This is a genomic window from Henriciella marina DSM 19595 (genome assembly GCF_000376805.1).
GTDB classification, from domain to species: Bacteria; Pseudomonadota; Alphaproteobacteria; order Caulobacterales; family Hyphomonadaceae; genus Henriciella; species Henriciella marina.
Map to the genome: position 1 here is coordinate 2,467,476 of NZ_AQXT01000002.1, position 20,973 is coordinate 2,488,448.

General features: G+C 61.5%; 21 protein-coding genes. 18 read left to right on the plus strand and 3 right to left on the minus strand.

Going from position 1 to position 20,973, the window contains the following annotated elements; genetic code table 11:
- Nucleotides 1–2 precede the first annotated feature (2 nt).
- Nucleotides 3–785, plus strand: coding sequence for a succinate dehydrogenase iron-sulfur subunit (locus F550_RS0112225; protein WP_018148850.1), 783 nt, complete (start codon nt 3–5; stop codon nt 783–785).
- 59 nt (nt 786–844) lie between these two features.
- Nucleotides 845–1,225: a hypothetical protein gene (locus F550_RS0112230; RefSeq protein ID WP_018148851.1), complete on the plus strand. Its 381-nt coding sequence runs from the start codon at nt 845–847 to the stop codon at nt 1,223–1,225.
- Between the two features lie 53 nt (nt 1,226–1,278).
- On the opposite strand, the gene F550_RS0112235 is transcribed toward F550_RS0112230, so the two are convergent.
- Nucleotides 1,279–1,968: a hypothetical protein gene (locus F550_RS0112235; RefSeq protein ID WP_156807932.1), complete on the minus strand. Its 690-nt coding sequence runs from the start codon at nt 1,966–1,968 to the stop codon at nt 1,279–1,281.
- Nucleotides 1,969–2,235: 267 nt separating this feature from the next.
- Here F550_RS0112235 and F550_RS0112240 point away from each other — a divergent pair, with 267 nt between their 5' ends.
- Nucleotides 2,236–2,520, plus strand: a complete 285-nt coding sequence (locus F550_RS0112240; RefSeq protein WP_018148853.1) for a GIY-YIG nuclease family protein — start codon at nt 2,236–2,238, stop codon at nt 2,518–2,520.
- Between the two features lie 172 nt (nt 2,521–2,692).
- On the opposite strand, the gene F550_RS0112245 is transcribed toward F550_RS0112240, so the two are convergent.
- Nucleotides 2,693–3,685 carry an NADPH:quinone oxidoreductase family protein gene (locus F550_RS0112245; protein ID WP_018148854.1) on the minus strand — a complete coding sequence of 331 codons (993 nt, stop codon included), beginning with the start codon at nt 3,683–3,685 and terminating at the stop codon, nt 2,693–2,695.
- Nucleotides 3,686–3,818: 133 nt separating this feature from the next.
- Here F550_RS0112245 and F550_RS0112250 point away from each other — a divergent pair, with 133 nt between their 5' ends.
- The 6 genes from F550_RS0112250 to folK are packed head-to-tail and all read left to right on the plus strand — an operon-like array spanning nt 3,819 to nt 7,185.
- Nucleotides 3,819–4,691, plus strand: a complete 873-nt coding sequence (locus F550_RS0112250; RefSeq protein ID WP_018148855.1) for an isoaspartyl peptidase/L-asparaginase family protein — start codon at nt 3,819–3,821, stop codon at nt 4,689–4,691.
- Nucleotides 4,688–5,038, plus strand: coding sequence for a hypothetical protein (locus F550_RS0112255; protein WP_018148856.1), 351 nt, complete (start codon nt 4,688–4,690; stop codon nt 5,036–5,038). Before F550_RS0112250 ends, F550_RS0112255 begins: the two co-directional genes overlap by 4 nt.
- A 4-nt stretch (nt 5,039–5,042) precedes the next feature.
- Nucleotides 5,043–5,525, plus strand: a complete 483-nt coding sequence (locus tag F550_RS0112260; RefSeq protein ID WP_018148857.1) for an RNA methyltransferase — start codon at nt 5,043–5,045, stop codon at nt 5,523–5,525.
- Nucleotides 5,522–6,364, plus strand: coding sequence for a dihydropteroate synthase (gene folP, locus F550_RS0112265; protein WP_018148858.1), 843 nt, complete (start codon nt 5,522–5,524; stop codon nt 6,362–6,364). The genes F550_RS0112260 and folP overlap by 4 nt, the downstream gene beginning before the upstream one ends.
- Nucleotides 6,351–6,719, plus strand: a complete 369-nt coding sequence (gene folB / locus F550_RS0112270; RefSeq protein ID WP_018148859.1) for a dihydroneopterin aldolase — start codon at nt 6,351–6,353, stop codon at nt 6,717–6,719. The genes folP and folB overlap by 14 nt, the downstream gene beginning before the upstream one ends.
- Complete coding sequence (gene folK, locus F550_RS0112275) at nt 6,712–7,185, plus strand: 2-amino-4-hydroxy-6-hydroxymethyldihydropteridine diphosphokinase (protein WP_018148860.1); 474 nt, start codon at nt 6,712–6,714, stop codon at nt 7,183–7,185. Before folB ends, folK begins: the two co-directional genes overlap by 8 nt.
- Nucleotides 7,186–7,617: 432 nt before the next feature.
- On the opposite strand, the gene F550_RS18635 is transcribed toward folK, so the two are convergent.
- Nucleotides 7,618–8,385 carry a LytTR family DNA-binding domain-containing protein gene (locus tag F550_RS18635; protein ID WP_018148862.1) on the minus strand — a complete coding sequence of 256 codons (768 nt, stop codon included), beginning with the start codon at nt 8,383–8,385 and terminating at the stop codon, nt 7,618–7,620.
- Between the two features lie 183 nt (nt 8,386–8,568).
- Here F550_RS18635 and F550_RS0112290 point away from each other — a divergent pair, with 183 nt between their 5' ends.
- The 9 genes from F550_RS0112290 to odhB all read left to right on the plus strand — a co-directional run bounded on the left by F550_RS0112290 (nt 8,569) and on the right by odhB (nt 20,899).
- Nucleotides 8,569–9,129: a DUF2306 domain-containing protein gene (locus tag F550_RS0112290; RefSeq protein WP_083911044.1), complete on the plus strand. Its 561-nt coding sequence runs from the start codon at nt 8,569–8,571 to the stop codon at nt 9,127–9,129.
- Between the two features lie 187 nt (nt 9,130–9,316).
- A complete protein-coding gene (locus tag F550_RS0112295) occupies nt 9,317–9,736 on the plus strand; it encodes a DUF2141 domain-containing protein (protein ID WP_169332269.1) in 420 nt (139 codons plus the stop codon).
- Between the two features lie 46 nt (nt 9,737–9,782).
- Nucleotides 9,783–11,270, plus strand: coding sequence for a carotenoid oxygenase family protein (locus F550_RS0112300; protein WP_018148865.1), 1,488 nt, complete (start codon nt 9,783–9,785; stop codon nt 11,268–11,270).
- Between the two features lie 104 nt (nt 11,271–11,374).
- Nucleotides 11,375–12,562 (plus strand): alkaline phosphatase D family protein, encoded by a 1,188-nt coding sequence (locus F550_RS0112305; RefSeq protein ID WP_018148866.1) that lies wholly within the window; start codon nt 11,375–11,377, stop codon nt 12,560–12,562.
- 52 nt (nt 12,563–12,614) lie between these two features.
- Complete coding sequence (locus tag F550_RS0112310) at nt 12,615–13,853, plus strand: MFS transporter (protein ID WP_018148867.1); 1,239 nt, start codon at nt 12,615–12,617, stop codon at nt 13,851–13,853.
- Between the two features lie 135 nt (nt 13,854–13,988).
- Complete coding sequence (sucC, locus tag F550_RS0112315) at nt 13,989–15,182, plus strand: ADP-forming succinate--CoA ligase subunit beta (RefSeq protein ID WP_018148868.1); 1,194 nt, start codon at nt 13,989–13,991, stop codon at nt 15,180–15,182.
- A 61-nt stretch (nt 15,183–15,243) separates the two neighbouring features.
- Nucleotides 15,244–16,146, plus strand: a complete 903-nt coding sequence (sucD, locus tag F550_RS0112320) for a succinate--CoA ligase subunit alpha (RefSeq protein WP_018148869.1) — start codon at nt 15,244–15,246, stop codon at nt 16,144–16,146.
- Between the two features lie 93 nt (nt 16,147–16,239).
- A complete protein-coding gene (locus F550_RS0112325; RefSeq protein WP_018148870.1) occupies nt 16,240–19,248 on the plus strand; it encodes a 2-oxoglutarate dehydrogenase E1 component in 3,009 nt (1,002 codons plus the stop codon).
- A gap of 22 nt (nt 19,249–19,270) precedes the next feature.
- The gene (odhB, locus tag F550_RS0112330) at nt 19,271–20,899 is read left to right on the plus strand and encodes a 2-oxoglutarate dehydrogenase complex dihydrolipoyllysine-residue succinyltransferase (RefSeq protein ID WP_018148871.1); all 1,629 of its coding nucleotides are present in this window, start codon (nt 19,271–19,273) and stop codon (nt 20,897–20,899) included.
- The last annotated feature ends 74 nt before the right edge of the window (nt 20,900–20,973 follow it).

A 20,973-nucleotide genomic window follows, 5' to 3' on the forward strand; every position in this document is an offset into this window, starting at 1 on the left:
ATATGGTTCAGCTGACACTACCCAGAGGTTCTGCGCCCAAGAAGGGCAAGCAGTGGCCAAAGCCGGAAGGCGCCAAGAACACCAAGGCGTTCAAGATCTACCGCTACTCTCCGGAGGTGGGCGGCAACCCGACCTGGGACACCTACCATGTCGACATGGACCGGTGCGGGCCGATGGTTCTGGATGTGCTCATCTGGATCAAGAACAATATTGACCCGACCCTGGCCTTCCGCCGCTCGTGCCGTGAAGGCGTTTGCGGGTCGTGTTCGATGAACATTGGCGGGCACAATACGATTGCCTGTACCAAGGGCTGGGATGAGATTGCCGGGTCGTCGATCACGATCGCGCCGCTGCCGCACCTGCCCGTGGTCAAGGATCTCGTGCCGGACCTCACCATGTTCTACGCCCAGCACGCCTATGTGCAGCCCTTCCTCAAGACCGATACGCCGGAACCTGAGAAGGAATGGAAGCAGTCCGAAGAACAGCGCAATGAGCTTAACGGGCTTTATGAGTGCATTCTCTGTGCCTGCTGCACGACGTCCTGCCCGTCCTATTGGTGGAATGGCGACAAGTATCTCGGCCCCGCAGCTCTGCTGCAGGCCTATCGCTGGTTGATCGACAGCCGCGACGAAGCCACCGGTGAGCGCCTCGACGATCTTGAAGACCCGTTCAAGCTCTATCGCTGCCACACAATCATGAACTGTGCGCAGGTCTGCCCGAAGGGTCTGAACCCGGCCAAGGCGATTGCCAAGGTCAAGCACATGATGGTCGAGCGGGTCGCTTAAGGGCGGGCCTCTTCAAAACGACTAAACATAACGGTCCGTGCCTTCTAAGGTGCGGGCCGATGCGTATCACCAGAACATATCGTCCAGAGCGGGTCATTTCGCCCGTCACACCTTTCGTCCATAAGCGACAGAAAGGCGGAAACTGGGGCGTGCCGGCTGTCTATGATCCGCCGCTGCCGCCGCAGGAGATGGGAAAGGGCTATCCGGTCTGGACGCTCAGCCATCAGGGCCGCGAGCTTTACTTTGCCTCGCCATTGGAAATGGCCCATGTCGCCGAGGTCATGGGCAGCCCGCTGCTGCCCAGACCCTGGCAGCTCTATGGTGAGGCGGGCTATGCGACGGGCCACTGGCTGGCCAGGCTGCACAAGAGCTGGAAGGCGACCGGGACCAGGGAAAAACTGGCCCACGTCCTGTCCGAAGCATCGAAGGCGCAAAGCTAGAGAGAGCGGACAAGCGCCTTTGGCCGCACGGGACGGGTGCGTTTCGGCCTTTATTACGAGCGTTCGGAAGGGGCGGGCGGCGGGTGAAGGCGAAGCTCAAGGCTCACCATACTGAGTGCTTCGGCGAGCCAGGGAGCCAATTGGCGTGAGCCAGAGCCAGGCGGCGGTCCGGCCCGGAGCGGCGATCGCTTCCTGATGAGGCCGGTTTTGCTGGCGCGCGGGGCCATTCTTCGCGCCATGCGGCGGGCGGCGGCAACTGGTTCGTCGATGACAGCGAGAAGGGCGTGGAGTCGCTCGGCCAATTTATTCGAACGATCCGTTTTATCTACCGGGATATTTGGTGAATCCGCGCTCAGAATTTCAAGGATTCTGGGCTGCGGGCGTGGGCCGAAGCGGCCTTTCTTCTGACCCTCGATCCAGAACCCGGCGCGCAAGGAGGCGATGGGCTCGGTGAGCTGGAAACCGCGCCTCGAGGGGGCGAGGGCGGTGCCGGCGGCGCCTGCCTTCCGGGTGGAAGGGGCGGCGCACGCCGTTAGTGGCTGCAGGGGGCCAAGAGCGCGTGCTTCCAGCATCAGAAGACGGCGGGTGAGCGCCTCTGCCGCCAATAGTGACGGGCGAATCCAGCGCGGCGGCGTGGCCGGCCCCGACTGCTCGACCATGACCAGCAAGCTGGCGGCCAGCCTGGCTAAATGTTGCCAGAGGCGCTGCAAGGTCCGGTCAAGCTGGGACGGTTCGGGCGACATGTATTAAGGATAGCCGTACCCGCCGGCCATGCGGACGGAAGATTTGTTTCCGCGGGGAAATTAACCATAATTGTGCGTTTGTACGAGGCGTACTGCGTTGGGATTTTGGGGCGTTTCTGGGGCTAACAGTGTTCCGCTCATCCCCGCGCAGTCGGGGATCTCGTGAGGCATGCGTTGCGCTCCACCTAGCTGAGATCCCCGCCTGCGCGGGGATGAGCGGATGTGAAATCTATGGCGGATTGTGAGAAGAGGTCCTAACCAGACGTCATGGCCTTCTACGTCTACATCATGACGAACAAGCCGAACGGTGTGCTCTATACCGGCATGACGGACGACATAAACCGGCGCGCATGGGAGCATCGCGAGCACGTGATTGGCGGCTTCACGGCGAAGTATAATTGCGAAATGCTTGTATGGGTAGAAGTTCACGAGACACGCGAGTCTGCTTTTGAGCGAGAGCGCCGCATCAAGAAATGGGAACGCGCCTGGAAGATAAGGTTGATTGAAGAGGTTAACCCGGATTGGCGCGACCTCGCTGATGCGCTGATGTAGTTTTTATCCGCTCATCCCCGCGAAGGCGGGGATCTCGTGAGGCAGTTTCTGCACTTCAATTGGCTGAGACCCCCGCCTGCGCGGGGGTGAGCGGTCTTGGGGGTCGGAGACCGCCACAATAAAAAGCCCGGCAAAGTGTTGCCGGGCTTTTGTTTTTGGGTTGGCCTTAGAGCTACATCGTCACGACAACCTTCCCCTTCGCCTTGCGGTCCATCAGTTCGGTGATGGCGTCGGCGCCTTTTTCGAGGGGGTAGGTGTTGGAGACGTGCGGTTTGATCTTGCCGCTTTCATAGAGCTCGAAGATTTCCTTGATGTTCTGCTCGTTTGCTTTCGGGTCGCGGGCGACCGCGGCGCCCCAGAAGACACCGATGATGTTGCATGATTTGAGCAGGGTGAGGTTGAGCGGCATTTTCGGGATGCCGGCCGGGAAGCCGATGACGAGGAAGCGGCCGTCCCAGTTCATGGCGCGCAGGCATGGTTCGGCATAGTCGCCGCCAACGCCGTCATAGATGACGTCCACGCCGCCGCCGCCAAGTTCCTTGATCTTGTCGGAGAGGGCTTTCTGGTCTGCGCGTTCGAGCGGACCGCGTGGATAGACGAGGCCTTTCGAGGCGCCCTTTTCCATGGCGAGGTCGACTTTTTCCTGGCTTGAGGCAGCCGCGATCACGTCCATGCCCATGGCTGCGCCAAGTTCGACGGCTGCGAGGCCGACACCGCCCGCTGCGCCGAGCACGAGAAGGCTTTCCCCCTTCTTGCAGTGGCCGCGGTCTTTCAGGGCATAATATGAGGTGCCGTAGGTCATCAGGAGGGCGGCGGCCTCTTCAAACGACATGGCGTCCGGGAATTTGCGCACGCGGCCTTCGTCGACCTTGGCTTCTTCGGCCATGCCGCCCCAGCCTATGGAGCCCATGACGCGGTCGCCGACCTTTACCTTGGTGACGCCTTCGCCGACGGATTTGACGATGCCGGAAAGTTCGCCGCCCGGCGAGAAGGGGCGCTCTGGCTTGAACTGGTACATGTCCTGGATGATCAGCACGTCTGGATAGTTCACACCGACGGCTTTGACGTCGATCACAACCTCGCCCTTGCCGGGCTCGAGCGCGGGAACGTCTTCCAGAACGAGGGCATCGGGTTTACCGGGTGTCTTCGAGAGTAGGGCTTTCATGGGCGTGTTCCTCTTGCTGTATCTTGGCAGTGCCTTGTGGGACATGTAATTGACGGGCCGAACCTATCCATGGCACCGCGCGCTGTGAAGCGTTACGCGAGGAAAATGCCGCGTTTGCTGGAGCATTGACGATATGGCAAAGAGCTGGGCGCTTGCCCTTCATGGTGGAGCCGGTCCGCTGAGGAAGCGTGACCATGCGGCGGCAGAGACGCATATGGCCGAACTGTTGCGCGAGGGCGAAAAGCGTCTGGCGCGCGGCGACAAGGCGCTGGACGTGGTGCACACGCTGGTCGCGGCGCTGGAAGAGTGCGGGCATCACATTGCCGGGCGCGGGTCTTCGCCCAATGCCATCGGACAATGGGAACTGGACGCCGCCATCATGGATGGGCGCACGCGCAATGCCGGGGCGGTGGCCTCGCTGCGCGGCTACAAGTCACCGGTGACGGCTGCGCGCCTCGTCATGGAGAAGACGCCGCACGTGCTGATCGTAGGCAAGGGTGCGGCGATGATTGCGCGCGAGCACAAGCTGGAAAAGGTCCACAGCCCGAAGAAGTATTACAAGCCGGCGGTTAGCCGCCCCGTCAAAAAGGGTGAGCTCGCGCATGGCACGGTCGGGGTCATCGCGCTCGATACTGATGGACGGCTGGCGGCGGCGACGTCGACCGGCGGCCTCTTGGGAAAGACGCCGGGCCGGGTGGGCGATACGCCGATCATTGGCGCGGGCCTCTGGGCAGATGAGCGGGTGGCGGTCTGCTGTACGGGGCAGGGCGAGTATTTCCTGCGCACCAATGCGGCGGCGGATGTCTCATCGCGCGTGCGGTATGGAAAGCAGGGCCTGCGGGAGGCAGCCGAGGGCTCGCTTGATGACCTCACTTTGCTGGGCGGGGATGGCGGCATGATCTGCATGGATGTGCTTGGCCGGGTCGAGGTCGTGTTCAACGCAGAGACGATGAAGCGCGGCGTGGTCACCAGTGGCGGGCGGTTCGAAGTCGCCACGATGAGATGAGCGGCGCGACGCTGGGCTTTTTCATTGCAGGCGTGCTGGTCGCCTTCCTGTTTGCGCTGGCGGTGCAGATGCGCGTGATGGCGGGGCTGGTGCTGCGCCGGGCCGCGCAGGCAAAGTTCAGTGAGCTGAAAGATGGCACGGCGCGCTTTGCGGTCGTGCATGCGGTGGCCGGGACGGACAAGCTGGACGCGGGCGACGCCGTCGGTGAGGCCGCGACATGGCTGCGCACCGAATATCCGGCCGCGATCAGACATATCAAGATTGCGCGGGTGGCGACGGCCGTGACGGCTGTGCTGGTCCTGGCGGTGCTGATTGGCTGGCGGTTTACGGTCGGCGGAGAGGGATAGGCCAATGCGCGGTTATTTTGCGATTGGGGCTGAGGGGATCTCAAAGCCGATGAACCTTGGCGCGCTGATGCGGACGGCCAATGCGTTCGGGTCCAGTTTCGTGTTCTCTGTCGGCGCGGCGGACCGGGTGAAGCTCGCCTACAAGGCGGACACGTCCAAGACATTCGAGAGCGTGCCTTACTATCAGTGGAATGCGATGGAAGACATCGCGCTGCCCAAGGGCTGTCAGATGGTGGGGATCGAGCTCACCGATGAGGCGATCGAGCTGCCGGAGTTTCGCCACCCGAAAGCGGCGGCCTATGTGCTCGGCCGCGAGCGGGGGGATCTGTCGCCGCAGATGCTGGCGCGCTGCGACCATGTCGTGAAGATCCCGACCAAATTCTGCATCAATGTAAGCCTTGCGGGGGCGCTGGTCATGTATGACCGGGTGCTGTCCATGGGCGGCTTTCGCGACCGGCCGGTGATGCCGGGTGGGCCGAAAGTATGAGGCTTTCGCGCGAGGACAGAGGGCGCCTGCGCGAGACATTGCTGGCAGAGGCGCGCCGCCGCACGCTAATCATGGGCATCCTCAATGTGACGCCGGACAGCTTTTCCGATGGCGGCAAGTTCGATGAGGCGGGCGCGGCGCTCGCCCATGCTGAGGCGATGGTGGCGGCGGGCGCTGATATTCTGGATGTAGGCGGTGAGTCGACGCGGCCGGGCGCTGCGCCAGTGAGCGAGGCCGATGAGCTGGCGCGGACCGTGGCGGTGGTCGAGGCGCTGGCGGGGCCGGGCAAGGTTCCGGTCTCGATCGATACCTATAAGTCGGGCGTCGCAGCGGCGGCATGCGCGGCTGGCGCGGTGATCGTCAATGACGTGACGGCGATGTCTGATCCGGCAATCGTCAGCGCGGCGGCAGAGGCGGGCGCGGCCTATGTGCTGACCTATAATCGCGGCGTGAAGGATGAGGCCCTGAAGGCCGGGCCGGACATGCTGGGTTTTTTCGAGGGCGCGATTGCCCGCTGTGAGGCCGAGGGCCTCTCGCGTGACCACATCATCCTGGATCCGGGTGTCGGCTTTGCGAAGACATATCAGCAGAATTTCGAGGTGCTGGCGGCGACGGGCGATCTTGTGGGCCTTGGCCTGCCAGTGCTGATCGGCGTGTCGCGCAAGTCCTTTATCGGCAAGCGGCTGGGTGTTGAGGCTGCGGCGGAGCGGGATGCAGCGTCTGTCGCCATCGGTCTCGACACGGTGCGCCGGGGCGCGCATATGCTGCGGGTCCATGATGTTGCTGCCCATCGGCAGGCGATCGAACTCTGGGAGACTATAGACCATGCGGCGCACTGAACGGGTCTTCGTCGAAAACCTCGGCATTCACGGCTTTCACGGCCTTATCGCGGAAGAAAAGCGGCTCGGCCAGAAATTCTATGCCGACATTGAATGCCTGGTGGCGCGCGATGAAGCGCCATCGGACACAATGAGTGATGCGGTGGATTACGGCAAAGTTTGCGATCTTGCGCATGACATCTCTGCCAGCGGGCCGTTCAATCTGATCGAGACGCTGGCTGAGCGGATCGGGCATGGCGTGATGGAGACGTTTCCGCTGGTCTCGAAAGTGCGCGTCTGTATCCGCAAACCCAACGCGCCAATCCGGCATTTTCTTGATCATGTCGGCGTGGAGATCGAGCTTTCGCGTGACTAGGTCTGCGCTGGCCTTTGGCTCCAATCTCGGCGACAGCGCCGGGATGATCGGCCGGGCGGTGGATGCGCTGGATGCGATGAGCGCGATAAGCGTGACGGCGCGCTCCAGCCTTTATGCCACGCCGCCATGGGGCGTTGAGGACCAGCCTGATTTTGTGAATGCCTGCGCGTTGGTGGAGACCGGTCTTGCGCCGCTCGACCTGCTCACTGCTTGCAAGGACCTTGAGGTCGCGCTTGGGCGGGTGCCCGGCGCGCGCTGGGGCCCGCGCCTGATTGATATTGATGTGCTCTGGATGGAGGGCGTCTCGCTGGAAAGCGAGCGGCTCACCCTGCCACATCCGCGCATGACAGAGCGGGCCTTTGTGCTGGTGCCACTGGCGGAGATTGCGCCGGAGCTGGTTGTTGGCGGGCGGACGGTTGGTAAGTGGGTTGGCGGGGTGGAGGCTGGTGAGATCCGCCAGATTTAGGCGCATCTAGCGATAGATGCGTCACGCCCGAGCGCCGTCAGGCGATCTGGGTGTCCATCTCCAAACCTGAACCGGTTCGGAACGTTGATATCCTGGGAGATGGGCTCTCAGACCGCTTTTGCGGTCGAGAGTGACGCCAGCCGGATGTGTCGGATTGACGGTCGCCGTCAGTTTAGCCCTGATAAATCGATCCTGCAGGCGCGAAGGCCATGACGAGGGTGAGGGCGGCGATGAGGCCGAGGCCGGCGATTATCAGCCCTTTGGAAAAGCCCTGTGTCATTCTTACTTCCTCGACGTCCTGTCTGATGAGCCAGCGATCCTGCCAGCGGGGTTATGTACGGGATGTAAGGTCCCAACCTGCAAGAAACATGCTGACAGACGAATAGGTTTCATTCCGGGCCGGAATGAGGCTGCTTGACGTTCGTTTGAGGGTTAGCTGGCGAAGCCGGCGTGTTTCACCGCGGCCTGATAGGAGCGGGAGACTGGGACATCTTCGCCGGAGTGCAGGATGAGCTTCAGTTTCCCGTCTGTCCGCTCGGCGCGGGCGACGCCTTTGCGGGCGACCCACCAGGAGCGATGGACGCGCAGACCGTCGGCATCGGCGAGTTCGCGGTCGACATCGGAGATGCGGATCAGGATGAGGTCACTGCCGAGCGAGGTGTAGACGCGGCAATAATGGTCCTCTGAGGTGACGGCCCAGAGATCTGCGCTGTGAAACCGGACCGGAAGGCGGTGGAGGAATTTGCTGACGCTGTCCTTGTCGTCTGCTTCGGTCGCAAAATCAGGCCCCGCTACCCCGAAGGCACGGCTGACCGTGTAGCCCGTGAGCGTCATCGCAATCGCGATCACCAGCACATAGAAATAGATGATGTGGATCGGCCCGTCGCCGACCCGGATATAGCCGCCTGTCAGGAAGGTCAGCGCGTAGATGACGAAGGTGACGCCGGCGGCTGTGACAAGTGAGGTGATCATGATCATCAGCCATGCCGGGCCGTTCGGGCGAAGGCGGTAATAGGCGGCGACCGTCAGCTCTCCGACGATGGAGCCTGAGAAGATCAACAGTAGCCAGATACCGAAATTCAGCAGGAATGGCGCGTTGCTATTGCTGCCATAGGGACGGACGAAAGCGAGAAAAAGCGAAATGCCCGCCAGCAGGAGGGCTTCGCGGCCGCGTTTCTTCCAGTCGATTGCGATGCGCAAGCTGCAGGCCCCTCTTCATCCGCGCTTCGTGAATGACTTTGACGGCATTTCGCGAAGGATTCCAGACCTGTGACGCATTCTGGCTCGAGAGGGCCGGGTGCTCTGGCAATGTTGTGAGGTGGCAGGAAACAAACCTGCTCCGACGAACACCGCACCAGACCAATGCAGACCTGGAGACAGACGATGAGCATTACTGACAGTCCCACCCCGACGACATTTGCCACCCGCCTGCGGCCCCGCTTGCCAAAGCTGTCACGAACAGGATGGACGTTCGCCATTGCCCTGCCGATCTATGCTGGCGTGAGTGCGCTGACGCTGATCGATGTTGGGCGTGCCCCGCGCTTCCGGTTCAATCCGAAGCCGCTGATCGAGTCCGGCGTTACTATTCAGGTCCACGTCGCGGCGGCGCTGCTGACGCTCGGCATCGGCATCTATCTGATGATGGCGCCGAAGGGGTTCCGGATGCACAGGACATTTGGCTGGGCCTGGGTCATCTCCATGGCGATCACGGCGGGCTCCTCCTTTTTCATCATGACGCTGTTCCAGTCTTTCTGGAGCCCGATCCATGCGCTGTCTGCCTGGACGCTGCTTGGCTTGCCGGTCGGGATCGCAGCGGTAAAGCGCCGGGACATCAAACGCCACCGCAAGGACATGACCAACATGTTCGTCGGCGGCATGCTGGTGGCGGGACTGTTCACCCTGCTGCCCGGTCGGCTGATATGGCACGTCTTCTTCGCCCTCTGAGCCTCACACCCACGCTGCGCCAGTGATTTGTGGGCTGTCACTGGCGCTTCGCGAAATGCAGGCCCGTCAATTGGCGAAGGATTCCCGTCACTTCGTGAACAAGTCGATGCGGGCCGACCAAGGCGCTGGCATCTCGATTCCAACAGCAGGCGGCACGCCTCTGACCAGACAACGAATGGAGACTGACATGACCCACAAGACCCTGATCGCCTGCGCCCTCGGTGCGCTGATGATTGCCCCGCTGGCACAGGCCGCGCCGCTGACCGTGACGGTCGACAATATCCAGAGCCAGGCCGGCACCATTCGTCTCGGCGTCTATGATGAGGCTGGATATAGCGGCGGCGACGCCGTGAACGGCGCAAACATTTCGGTTGATGCGGCCACCGCCAGTGTGACGCTCGAGGGTCTCGCGCCCGGCGAGTACGGCATCAAGCTGTACCATGACGTCGACGATGATGGCGACATGAACGCCAGTCCGTTTGGCATGCCGACAGAGCCATTTGCTTTCTCGAACAATGCCAAAGGCCGCTTCGGCCCTGCCTCCTGGGATGATGCAAAATTCGAGATCACCGAAGAGGGCGCGGTTCAGACAATCGATCTGAACTAGGCCCGCCCGCCCCCACCCTCAAAAGCCCCCTTCAAGGACCAGAGCCATGACCCTTTCCCGCCGCCACTTTCTAGCAACCAGCGCCGCAGGCACCGCCGTAATGGGGCTCGGGTTCGGTCTGCCTTCATCTTTCGCCGCAACGCCGGGCGCGTCGGACATGCCGGACTGGCATCTGGGATATACTTCGGCGCCAGCGGCGGGCTTCGAGCCGTCCTCGATGCGGCTTGTCTATGGCAAGGTGCCGGCAGGCCTTGAGGGGACGCTTTACCGCAATGGGCCTGCCCATTTCCTCTATGGCAGCGATGATTATGCCAGCCACTGGTTTGACGGGGATGGCATGGTCCAGCGGATCGCCATTGCGGACGGCAAGGCGGTGCATTCGGGGCGTTTCGTTGAGACGGTGAAGCACCGGATCGAACAGGCAGAGCAGAAGTTCTCTGCGCCCGGCTTCGGCACGGCAGGCGATCTTTCATTTCCCGTCACGGGGCCAGATGACGTCAACGCCGCCAATACGTCGGTCACCGTCATCGACGGAGAGCTCTATGCGCTCTGGGAGGCAGGGTCTGCGATCGCGATGGACGCAAAGACGCTCGAGACGAAAGGTCCGAAAGCCTGGCGCGGTGACCTGGCCGGTATGCCGTTTCTGGCGCATCCAAAGCGGGAGCCCGATGGGACGGTGTGGAACCTTGCCATCAATGGTCCGATGGTCGGCGTCTACCAGATTGGCGCGGGCGGCGGGCTGAACTCGTTCGGCCTGCTGGATATCGGCAAGGCGGCCTACATCCACGATTGGGCGATGACCGAGCGGCATCTGATCATCATGGTGCAACCCTGGATCAATGAAGCGCTGCGGCCGCCTGTCGTGGACGGCTTTGAGTGGCGCCCCGAGGAGGGCTTCAAATTCCTCATCGTCGACAAGGATGATTTCTCGAACCGGCGCTGGGCGCAGGGGCCGGCGCGGGCCTTCTATCATACGGGCGCGGCCTGGGAGGAAAGCGACGGGACGATCCGGCTGGATGCCGCGCTCTACAAGGAGCCAGTGCTTGGGGTCGGCGGTGGCGTCGATGAGATCAGGGGCGTCTGGAAAGGCACCGATGAGAGCTTCACCAGCAATCTGACACAGATCGTCATTCCGCCGAGCGGCGATGCGCGCCTGATCGAGACGGGCCTTGATGGGGATTTCCCGCAGGTTGACCCGCGCCGGCACGGATTACCGCGACGCCTGACGGCGCTTGTCACCGGTCAGTCGGCAAGCCATCCCGGCATGACGGCGGTCAGCGTCCATGACTGGTCGAACGGCAAGACGGAGAGCTTTGAATTCGGTGAGGGCCGGATGGTCGAGGAGTTCCTGTTCGTGGCGAAACCCGGAAGCGAGGCAGAAGAAGACAGCTGGTTGATCGGACCAGTTCTGAACCTCAAGACCGGGACGACGGATATCTGCGTCTTCGATGCAGGACATGTCAGTGATGGCCCGGTCTGCATCTGGCGCGGTGACCGGTCATGGCCGCTCGGCTTTCACGGGACGTGGAGCTAGCGACCGGCAAGTCTTATTCGCTGATGAGGCGAGTTGCCCTTTATCTATTACGCGATGCCCGGCATAACAGCCGGGCGTCTTTGTATAGTGAAAGGGTCTCGTCCATGCGTCTCAGTTCTCTGGCCGTAATTGGAGCCTTCGGGCTTGTCTCCTGCGCCACGGAGAGCGGCCAGCCGGCTTTTTCCGACCTCTTCGAAGGTGAGCCGCAATCGGCGGTCGAGGCGCTGAACCGGTATTATGCGACGATCGATCCGGCGACCCTGCCGCAGGCCCCGGCCGGCCTGGAGCTGCCGCTGGAGCAGACGCTGACGCGGATCCTGCTAGCCTCGTGCAATGATGAGGAGCAGGAAAGCCCGGCGCTGGCGCAGCTTGCCGAGGAAGAGGCCGATCTTTTCCTGATGATTGGCGACAATGTCTATGGCGACCGCGACGGGCGCGATTATGTGAACAGCCAGCCAGAGCTTGAAGAGCTGCGCGAGAGCTTTTCGGAGCTTGCCGAGCGCGCCGAGTTTCAGGCCGTGCGGGCGAAGTTCCCGATGATGGTTGCCTGGGATGACCATGATTATGGCGCCAATGATGGCGGCAAGCACTTTGCCTTTCGCGAGTATGCAGAGCTGATCCATGAGACGTTCTGGGGGCTGGGCAATGTTGATGTCGGCCACTGGCCCGGCACCTATTACGCCCGCACCTTCGGGACCGATGGCAAGCGCGTACAGGTTATCGTGCTGGATACGCGCTTTTTCCGCTCCGACCTTACCCCGACGGACGAATATAATGCCGCTGGCAAGGAGCGTTATATTCCTGCGCCAGAGGGCAGCTATCAGGACATGCTGGGCAATACGCAGTGGACCTGGCTGCAGAACAGGCTGCAGGATGAGGCGGACCTTCGCCTGATCGTTTCATCGATCCAGGTCATGCCGACCGTTCATGGCTGGGAGAGCTGGGACAAGCTGCCGGCCGAGCGTCAGCGCCTGTTCGATCTTGTCGAGAGCACCGGGGCCGACGGCGTGGTCTTCCTGACGGGCGACCGGCATACCGGCTTTATCTATGAAGAGCCCGGTGTCCTGCCTTACGGGGCCAATGAGCTGACGGCGTCGTCGCTGAACGTCTCCTTTGCGACCGAAAGCCCCGAAATGGATAGCCGCCAGGTCGCCGCGGCCTTCCCGCCCGAAAATTACGGCGTTGTCGAAATCGACTGGGATGCGGGCAAGCTGAACCTTCTGCTGAAGGACAATCAAGGTGTCATCGTTCGTGAAAACGAGATTGCATTCTCCGATATCGGCGTGGAATAAGCCCGGCTGAAGGCGACCCGCTTTAGAGAGGGACAAGGAGCCCGGCCAGCCGATGAGCGATTACCGAAATGTCTGGGCCCTGATCGCGGCCGCGGCCTTTCTCCAGCTCGGCGGCGGGATCCTGAGTGTTGTCACCCCGCTTGGCCTTGAGACGCTGGGCGTCAGCCCCGGCCTGATCGGGGCGATTGCAGCGGCCTATGCCCTGGGCTTCATGATCGGCGCCTATACCGCAAGCAATGCGGTCATCCTGTTCGGCAATATCCGGGTCTTCTCGGCGGCGGCGGCCACTTGCGCTGCGAGCGTCATGATCATGCAGCTGGCGCTCGACCCGTGGAGCTGGACCATCGTGCGCATCGTGCAGGGCGCGGCCTTTGCCTGGATGTTCTCCAGCATCGAGGCGTGGCTCGGCGCAACGGTTTCGGTGAAGAACAGGGGCAGTGTCAGCGGCTTCTATCACCTGATTGCCAAGGTCTCGCTGGTGGCGGGTCCGTTCTTTGTCGCGGGGCTCGCGCCGGTCGACTTCAGGCCATACCTCTGGTGCGCAATGTTCCTCTGCCTGTCGCTGCTCCCGATCTGCCTGACGCGGCGCGGTGAGCCGCCTTCGCCAAGCGTTGAACCGCTGGCCTTCAAGCGACTTTTCGACCTGGCTCCTTCGGCCGTCATCTCTGTCTTTCTGGCAGGCGTCATCAATAGCGGGACGCTGGCGCTTCTGCCGCTCTATGCCGGGGTGGCGCTGCCCGGTGCCTCAGGCGGGGCGACGGGTGCGGCAGCGATGGCTGCGGCAGCTGTCTGGACAGGCGGGCTGATCAGCCAGTGGCCGGCGGGACGGATTTCAGACCGTGTCGACCGGCGCGTCGTCATCGCCGTGATGGGCGGGGTTGCGGCCCTCGCATCGCTCGTTCTGGGCCTGTTTCCCGGCTTGCCTCAAAACTGGATCCTGATCGCGCTGGCGGTCTGGGGCGCAGGGTCGCTCTCTTTCTATGGTATCGGTGTCGCGCATGCGATCGACCGGTCTGACACCGCGCAGATTTCGCGCGTGATGTCGGGGCTGCTTTTTGTCTGGGCAGTTGGATCCGTCATCGGACCGCCGCTGTCTGGCTATGCGTTCCGCCTGCCTCTGACAGAGGGCGGGCTCTTTCTTCTCAGCGCCATTATGTCATCGGTACTGACCTTTTCCATGCTCTATCGGCGCGCCCGTCGGCAAGACGTTCCCCGGGATGCGCAGGAGCCTTGGAATATTGCGCTTCCAAGTACCGCTTCCACCGGCGAAATCGACCCCCGCACCGACTAGATCGGCCTTGATCCAGATAGCGGACCCATCCGGTTGCGCCATGAACTGTCAGTGTTATAAGGCCACGAGTTTCTGAGCGGCGGCGTCTGTCGATGCCCCGCCCCGCCGACGATTTACAAGAGGCTGAATTTCCCCATGAACATCCACGAATACCAGGCCAAGGCCGTTCTGAAGACCTATGGCGCGCCCGTCGCAAACGGCGCGCCCGTGCTTTCCATCGATGAGGTCGAAAAGGCTGTCGACCAGCTTCCCGGCCCGCTCTGGGTTGTGAAGAGCCAGATCCATGCTGGCGGCCGCGGCAAGGGCAAGTTTGTGGAATCTGCTGCGGGTGAAAAGGGCGGCGTTCGCCTCGCCTTCTCCAAGCAGGAAGCGATCGATCACGCCAAGGCGATGTTCGGCAACCACCTTGTCACCGCGCAGACCAACAAGGACGGCAAGCAGGTCAACCGCCTCTATATTGAAGACGGCGCCGACATCGACCGTGAGCTTTACCTTTCTGTCCTGATCGACCGCGCAACCGGCAAGCCTGCTTTCGTCGTGTCGACAGAAGGCGGCATGGACATCGAGGAAGTCGCTCATTCCACGCCAGAAAAGATTCTGACGCTGCCAATCGACCCGATGGCAGGTGTCACTGACAAGGACAGCGAAACGCTTGCCGACGCGCTGAAGCTTGAGGGCGATGCCCGCAAGGACGCCATGACGCTTTTCCCGACGCTGTATAAAGCGTTCACGGAAAAGGACATGGCGATGCTCGAGATCAACCCGCTGATCGTCATGGAAGATGGCCATCTGCGCGTTCTCGACGCCAAGGTGTCTTTCGACGGCAACGCCCTGTTCCGTCATCCCGACATTGTCGAGCTGCGTGACAAGACCGAAGAAGACGAGAAGGAAATCGAGGCGTCCGACTGGGACCTCGCCTATATCGCTCTCGACGGCACGATCGGCTGCATGGTCAACGGCGCAGGCCTTGCCATGGCGACGATGGACATCATCAAGCTCTACGGCGAAGAGCCAGCGAACTTCTGTGACGTTGGCGGCGGTGCCAACAAGGAGAAGGTGGCAGCTGCTTTCAAGATCATCATGAAAGACCCGGCCGTCAAAGGCATCCTGGTCAACATCTTCGGCGGCATCATGAAGTGTGATGTCATCGCGGAAGGCGTCATCGCGGCGGTGAAAGAGACCAATCTTTCGGTCCCGCTGGTGGTTCGTCTCGAAGGCACGAATGTTGATGAGGGCAAGGCCATCATCAAGAATTCAGGCCTCAACGTGATCCCGGCTGACGATCTCGACGACGCAGCCAAGAAGATCACCGAAGCGGTCAAAGGCTAGAGCTTAACGTTTTCTCGCGCGCCTTTCATGGCGCGCCCCAAAGTTTTCAGGGACCCTATCCATGTCCATTCTTATCGACTCCAATACCAAGATCATTGTGCAGGGGCTGACCGGCAATACCGGTTCGTTTCACACCAACCAGGCGCTTGATTATTTCGGCACCAAGATGGTTGCCGGCACGCACCCCAAGAAGGCTGGCACGAGCTGGAAAGCCGACAATGGCGCCGAGCTGCCGATCTATGCGAACGCAGGCGAGGCCAAAGAGGCCACCGGCGCAAACGCATCGGTCATCTATGTGCCACCAGCTGGCGCGGCGGCGGCTATCGAAGAAGCCATCGATGCCGGCATCGAGCTCATCACCTGCATCACCGAAGGTGTGCCGGTCATGGACATGGTGCGCGTCAAGGCGAAGCTGGAGAAGTCCAACTCCCGCCTGATCGGTCCAAACTGCCCGGGCGTCCTGACGCCAGAGCAGTGCAAGATCGGCATCATGCCAGGCAAAATCTTCCAGAAGGGCTCTGTCGGCGTTGTGTCGCGTTCGGGCACGCTGACCTATGAGGCCGTGTTCCAGACCAGCCAGGCCGGGCTTGGCCAGACGACGGCTGTCGGCATTGGCGGCGACCCGGTCAACGGCACCAACTTCATCGACGTGCTGGAGCTGTTCCTGGCCGACGACGAGACCAAGTCGATCATCATGATCGGTGAAATCGGCGGCTCTGCCGAAGAAGAAGCTGCGCAATTCCTGATCGACGAAGCCAAGAAGGGCCGCAAAAAGCCGATGGTTGGCTTTATCGCTGGCCGCACGGCGCCTCCGGGCCGCACAATGGGCCATGCCGGCGCCATCGTTTCGGGCGGCAAAGGCGATGCGCCGTCCAAGATTTCAGCGATGGAAGAAGCTGGCATCAAGGTGAGCCCGAGCCCTGCGCGACTCGGCGATACCATGGTAGAAGTTTTGAAAGGTTAGTCGCAGACACTAAGTGTCCGCATGGCGGCCAGACGAGGCCAATGATACGACCCCGCCGGGCCGTCCGATAAAAATAACAGGACGGTACAGACCATGGCAGATGACGGCTCCCCGGTTACGGGCAAGCGGAGCGCGGGTAACAGCGCGATGCTGGAGACCGCCTTTCTTTATGGCGGCAGCGCGGTCTGGATCGAAAAGATGCAGGCCGCGTATGCGCGCGATCCCAATTCGGTGCCCGAAAGCTGGCGCGATTTCTTCGCGGAGCTTGGTGACGGCGACGAAGCCGCAACGCGTAATGCGGACGGGGCAAGCTGGAAGCGCGACCGCTGGCCCAAGCCGGCGGATGCCGACCAGGTTGCCGCGTTTGACGGCAACTGGGCGCAGCTTGAGCCGAAGCTGAAGGAAAAAATCGCGGCCGGCAAACCGGCGGCGAGCGCGGACGATATTGCCAATGCCGTCAAGGATTCCATCCGGGCGCTGATGATGATCCGCGCCTATCGGGTGCGCGGTCATCTGGCGGCGAATCTGGATCCGCTGGCAATCGAGAACGATGTCGAACATCCCGAGCTGGAGCCGGAGAATTACGGCTTCACGGACGCGGATATGGGCCGCAAGGTCTATATCGACGGCTATCTTGGTCTCGACTATGCGACCATTCCGGAAATGGTCGAAATCCTGCGACGGACCTATTGCTCGACCATCGGGATCGAATTCCAGCACATATCTTCGCCTGAGGAGAAAGCCTGGCTGCAGGAGCGTATCGAGGGCCCGGACAAGGGCGTTGCGTTTACGCCGGAAGGCAAGAAGGCAATCCTTGCCAAGCTGATCGAAGCCGAAACATTCGAGCGATTTCTGCATCGGCGCTATCCCGGCACCAAGCGTTTTGGTCTTGATGGCGGCGAGGCAGCTGTGCCTGCGCTGGAGCAGATCATCAAGCGCGGCGGCGCCCTCGGCGTGAACGAGATCGTTGTTGGCATGCCGCACCGCGGACGCCTCAACATGCTGGCGGCCGTGATGGGCAAGCCATATGAAAAGATCTTCCATGAGTTTCAGGGCGGCTCGACACAGGCGGCTGAAGGCTTCGGGTCCGGCGATGTGAAATATCATCTCGGCGCGTCTTCCGACCGCGTCTTCGATGGCAATGAAGTTCACCTCACCATGAACGCCAACCCGTCCCACCTTGAGGCGGTCAACCCGGTCGTGCTTGGCCGGACCCGCGCCAAACAGGCAATGGAAGCCGACGAGACCGGCGAGCTCGATCGTTCGCGCAAGCTGCCTCTCCTGCTTCATGGCGATGCGGCCTTTGCCGGCCAGGGCGTGGTGGCGGAATGTTTCGCACTGTCTGGCCTTGCAGGCTATCGCACGGGCGGCACGATCCATTTCATCGTCAACAACCAGATCGGTTTCACGACGAGCCCGATGTATTCGCGCTCATCGCCATATCCGTCGGACGTCGCGCTGATGGTTCAGGCGCCGATCTTTCATGTGAATGGCGATGACCCTGAGGCTGTGACCTATGTCGCCAAAGTGGCGACCGAGTACCGGCAGAAATTTGGCAAGGACGTCGTCATCGACATGTTCTGCTATCGCCGGTTTGGCCACAATGAGGGTGACGAGCCGATGTTCACCCAGCCGGTCATGTACACCAATATCAAAGGCCATGAATCCACGCGCGAAATCTATACAAAGCGCCTGGTCAGCGAAGGTCTTGTCGAAGAGGGCGTGGTCAAGCAGCAGATCAAGGATTTCGAGGACTTCCTCGACAAGGCGTTTGATCAAGGCAAAGAATTTGAAGCCACCAAGGCCGACTGGCTGGATGGTGAGTGGTCGGGTCTTGGTCTGCCGGAAGATGATGAGCGTCGCGGCAAAACAGGCGTTGCGGTCAAGAAGCTGAAGGAAATCGGCGAGACGATCACGGCGGTTCCGAGCAATGTGGACGTTCACAAGACGCTGCGCCGCGTGATCGATGCCCGCCGTCAGGCGATCGACAATGGCGAGGGTCTCGACTGGGCGACGGCTGAACATCTGGCCTTTGCGACGCTGCTGGAAGAAGGCTTTCCGGTCCGCCTCTCGGGGCAGGATTCCGGTCGCGGGACTTTCTCCCAGCGCCACAGCCACTTCGTCGACCAGCAAAGCGGGGCGCGCTACACGCCGCTCAACAATATCGCTGAAGGCCAGGGCCATTATGAAGTGATCGACTCGCTTCTCTCCGAGGAAGCGGTGCTTGGTTATGAGTATGGCTACTCTCTGGCCGATCCCAATTGCCTCGTTCTCTGGGAGGCGCAGTTTGGCGACTTCTCGAACGGGGCGCAGGTCTTCTTTGACCAGTTCATCTCATCGGCAGAACGCAAATGGCTGCGGATGAGCGGGCTCGTCTGTCTGCTGCCGCATGGCTATGAAGGTCAGGGGCCGGAGCACAGCTCTGCCCGCCTTGAGCGCTTCCTGCAGATGTGCGCGGAAGACAATATGCAGGTGGTGAACATCACCACGCCAGCGAACTATTTCCACGCCCTGCGCCGTCAGATCCACCGCGATTTCCGCAAGCCACTGATCATCATGACGCCGAAATCACTTCTGCGTCACAAGCTGGCGACGTCTACGCTGGACGATTTCAACACGAAATCCTCCTTCCACCGCGTCCTCTGGGACGATGCAGAGACGCCGGGCCGCGAAGGCAAGGTGAAGCTGACCAGCGATGACAAGATCCGCCGCGTCGTCATGTGCTCCGGCAAGGTCTATTACGACCTCTTCGAGGCGCGTGAAGAGCGGGGAGACGACGACGTCTACCTGCTGCGGGTCGAGCAATTCTATCCTGTGCCGCGCAAGTCACTGATGCAGGAACTGAAGCGCTTCCCGCAGGCCGAGATGGTCTGGTGCCAGGAAGAGCCCCGGAACATGGGCGGCTGGACCTTCATGCGCGACGAGATCGAATGGGCGTGCAATCAGGTCGGCGCCAAACATCCACGCCCGAAATATGCAGGCCGTCCGCCGTCGGCGGCGACCGCAACTGGCCTGCTTGCCCAACACAACAAGGAGAAGGATGCTCTCATCGCAGCCGCGCTGGGCGACCAGCCGGTGGAAGACAGCATCGTCTCCGCATGACCCCTAACGGAAACGGAAGCATATGACTGATATCGTAGTCCCTCAGCTCGGAGAGAGCGTGACGGAGGCCACAGTTGGCCAATGGCTCAAAAAAGCTGGCGACAAGGTCTCCAAGGACGAGGTTCTGGTCGAGCTCGAAACCGACAAGGTTTCAGTTGAAGTTGCCGCTACGGCAGATGGCACGCTGAGCGAGATCGTCGCCAATGAAGGCGATACGGTCGAGATCGGCGCCGTGCTGGGCCGCCTCGGGAGTGGAAGCGGTGAAGCGCCTGCGCCTGCCTCTGAAAAGAGCGCGCCGGAAGCCGCCAAGGATGAAAGCGCCGAAGAGACCGGTGAGCACGACACTGCACCTCAGCAGGATGCAGGCGGCTCTGATGGTGGGTCCGGCGGCGGTGACCTCACCGATGTGACCGTGCCGCCAATGGGTGAAAGCGTCACCGAAGGCACCATGGGCGAGTTCCTGAAAAAGGTTGGCGACACGGTCTCCAAGGACGAAATGATCGCCGAGATCGAGACAGACAAGGTCGCGCTCGAAGTGCCCGCATCCGCTGATGGAACGATTGCCGAACTGCTCGTGTCGCCGGGCGATACGGTGACGCCGGGATCGGTGATCGCGCGGATCAGCGGCGGTGCTGGCGGCAGTGCGTCTGCCTCGTCCGGTCAGGCCTCTGGCGGGACTGTGGAAAAGGAAGCGCGCGTGACAGAAGGCGCCTCCACGACGCAGACGCCTGCAGAAACAGGCCAGTCGGCTTCCGGTCAGGAAGATCGTCCAGTTTCGCCATCCGTGCGCCGTGTGGCGAGCGAAGGCGGCGTCAATCCGCAGGACATTCCAGGCTCTGGCCGTGATGGCCGCGCAACCAAGGCTGATGCGGTCGACTTCGTCAACAAGGCTGCGCAAGCCCCGAAAGCCGAGAGCAAGCCGAAGGCGCCAAGCGCACAGCGTGAGATCGGTCCACGCGAAGAACGCGTAAAAATGACCCGTCTTCGCCAGACGATTGCCCGCCGCCTGAAAGAGGCGCAGGACACAGCCGCCATGCTGACCACGTTCAACGATGTGGACATGTCGGCCGTGATGGCGCTGCGCTCGAAGTACAAAGAGAGCTTTGCCGAGAAGCATGACGTGAAGCTCGGCTTCATGGGCTTCTTCACCAAGGCCATCGTGTCGGCCTTGCAGGAGATCCCAGCGGTCAATGCAGAGATCGACGGCAGCGATATCATCTACAAGAATTACTATGATATCGGCATGGCTGTCGGCACCGAAAAAGGCCTGGTTGTTCCGGTCATCCGTGACTGTGACGAGCTGTCGATTGCCGGGATCGAGCGTGAGCTGGGCAATCTCGCCCGCAAGGCCCGCGACGGCGACCTGACGATCGGGGACATGCAGGGCGGCACCTTCACCGTCACCAATGGCGGGGTTTATGGCTCGCTGATGTCGACGCCGATCCTCAACCCTCCGCAGTCTGGCGTGCTTGGCATGCACCGGATCGAGCAGCGCCCTGTCGCTATCGACGGCAAGGTCGAGATCCGCCCGATGATGTATCTGGCGCTCTCCTATGACCACCGCATCGTCGACGGCAAGGAAGCAGTGACATTCCTTGTTCGCGTGAAAGAAGCGCTGGAAGATCCAGAGCGTATGCTGCTCGACGTCTAGGCGGTCTTGATAGCTTAAGAATTAGAAACGCCCGGGCAGAGATGGCCGGGCGTTTTCCGTTGGAGCGGACTTTC

Coding starts and splice junctions, on each gene's coding strand:
- F550_RS0112225 (WP_018148850.1), top strand. CDS start 3: ATGGTTCAGCTGACACTACCCAGAGGTTCTGCGCCCAAGAAGGGCAAG.
- F550_RS0112230 (WP_018148851.1), top strand. CDS start 845: ATGCGTATCACCAGAACATATCGTCCAGAGCGGGTCATTTCGCCCGTC.
- F550_RS0112235 (WP_156807932.1), bottom strand. CDS start 1,968: ATGTCGCCCGAACCGTCCCAGCTTGACCGGACCTTGCAGCGCCTCTGG.
- F550_RS0112240 (WP_018148853.1), top strand. CDS start 2,236: ATGGCCTTCTACGTCTACATCATGACGAACAAGCCGAACGGTGTGCTC.
- F550_RS0112245 (WP_018148854.1), bottom strand. CDS start 3,685: ATGAAAGCCCTACTCTCGAAGACACCCGGTAAACCCGATGCCCTCGTT.
- F550_RS0112250 (WP_018148855.1), top strand. CDS start 3,819: ATGGCAAAGAGCTGGGCGCTTGCCCTTCATGGTGGAGCCGGTCCGCTG.
- F550_RS0112255 (WP_018148856.1), top strand. CDS start 4,688: ATGAGCGGCGCGACGCTGGGCTTTTTCATTGCAGGCGTGCTGGTCGCC.
- F550_RS0112260 (WP_018148857.1), top strand. CDS start 5,043: ATGCGCGGTTATTTTGCGATTGGGGCTGAGGGGATCTCAAAGCCGATG.
- folP (WP_018148858.1), top strand. CDS start 5,522: ATGAGGCTTTCGCGCGAGGACAGAGGGCGCCTGCGCGAGACATTGCTG.
- folB (WP_018148859.1), top strand. CDS start 6,351: ATGCGGCGCACTGAACGGGTCTTCGTCGAAAACCTCGGCATTCACGGC.
- F550_RS0112290 (WP_083911044.1), top strand. CDS start 8,569: ATGAGCATTACTGACAGTCCCACCCCGACGACATTTGCCACCCGCCTG.
- F550_RS0112295 (WP_169332269.1), top strand. CDS start 9,317: ATGACCCACAAGACCCTGATCGCCTGCGCCCTCGGTGCGCTGATGATT.
- F550_RS0112300 (WP_018148865.1), top strand. CDS start 9,783: ATGACCCTTTCCCGCCGCCACTTTCTAGCAACCAGCGCCGCAGGCACC.
- F550_RS0112305 (WP_018148866.1), top strand. CDS start 11,375: ATGCGTCTCAGTTCTCTGGCCGTAATTGGAGCCTTCGGGCTTGTCTCC.
- F550_RS0112310 (WP_018148867.1), top strand. CDS start 12,615: ATGAGCGATTACCGAAATGTCTGGGCCCTGATCGCGGCCGCGGCCTTT.
- sucC (WP_018148868.1), top strand. CDS start 13,989: ATGAACATCCACGAATACCAGGCCAAGGCCGTTCTGAAGACCTATGGC.
- sucD (WP_018148869.1), top strand. CDS start 15,244: ATGTCCATTCTTATCGACTCCAATACCAAGATCATTGTGCAGGGGCTG.
- F550_RS0112325 (WP_018148870.1), top strand. CDS start 16,240: ATGGCAGATGACGGCTCCCCGGTTACGGGCAAGCGGAGCGCGGGTAAC.
- odhB (WP_018148871.1), top strand. CDS start 19,271: ATGACTGATATCGTAGTCCCTCAGCTCGGAGAGAGCGTGACGGAGGCC.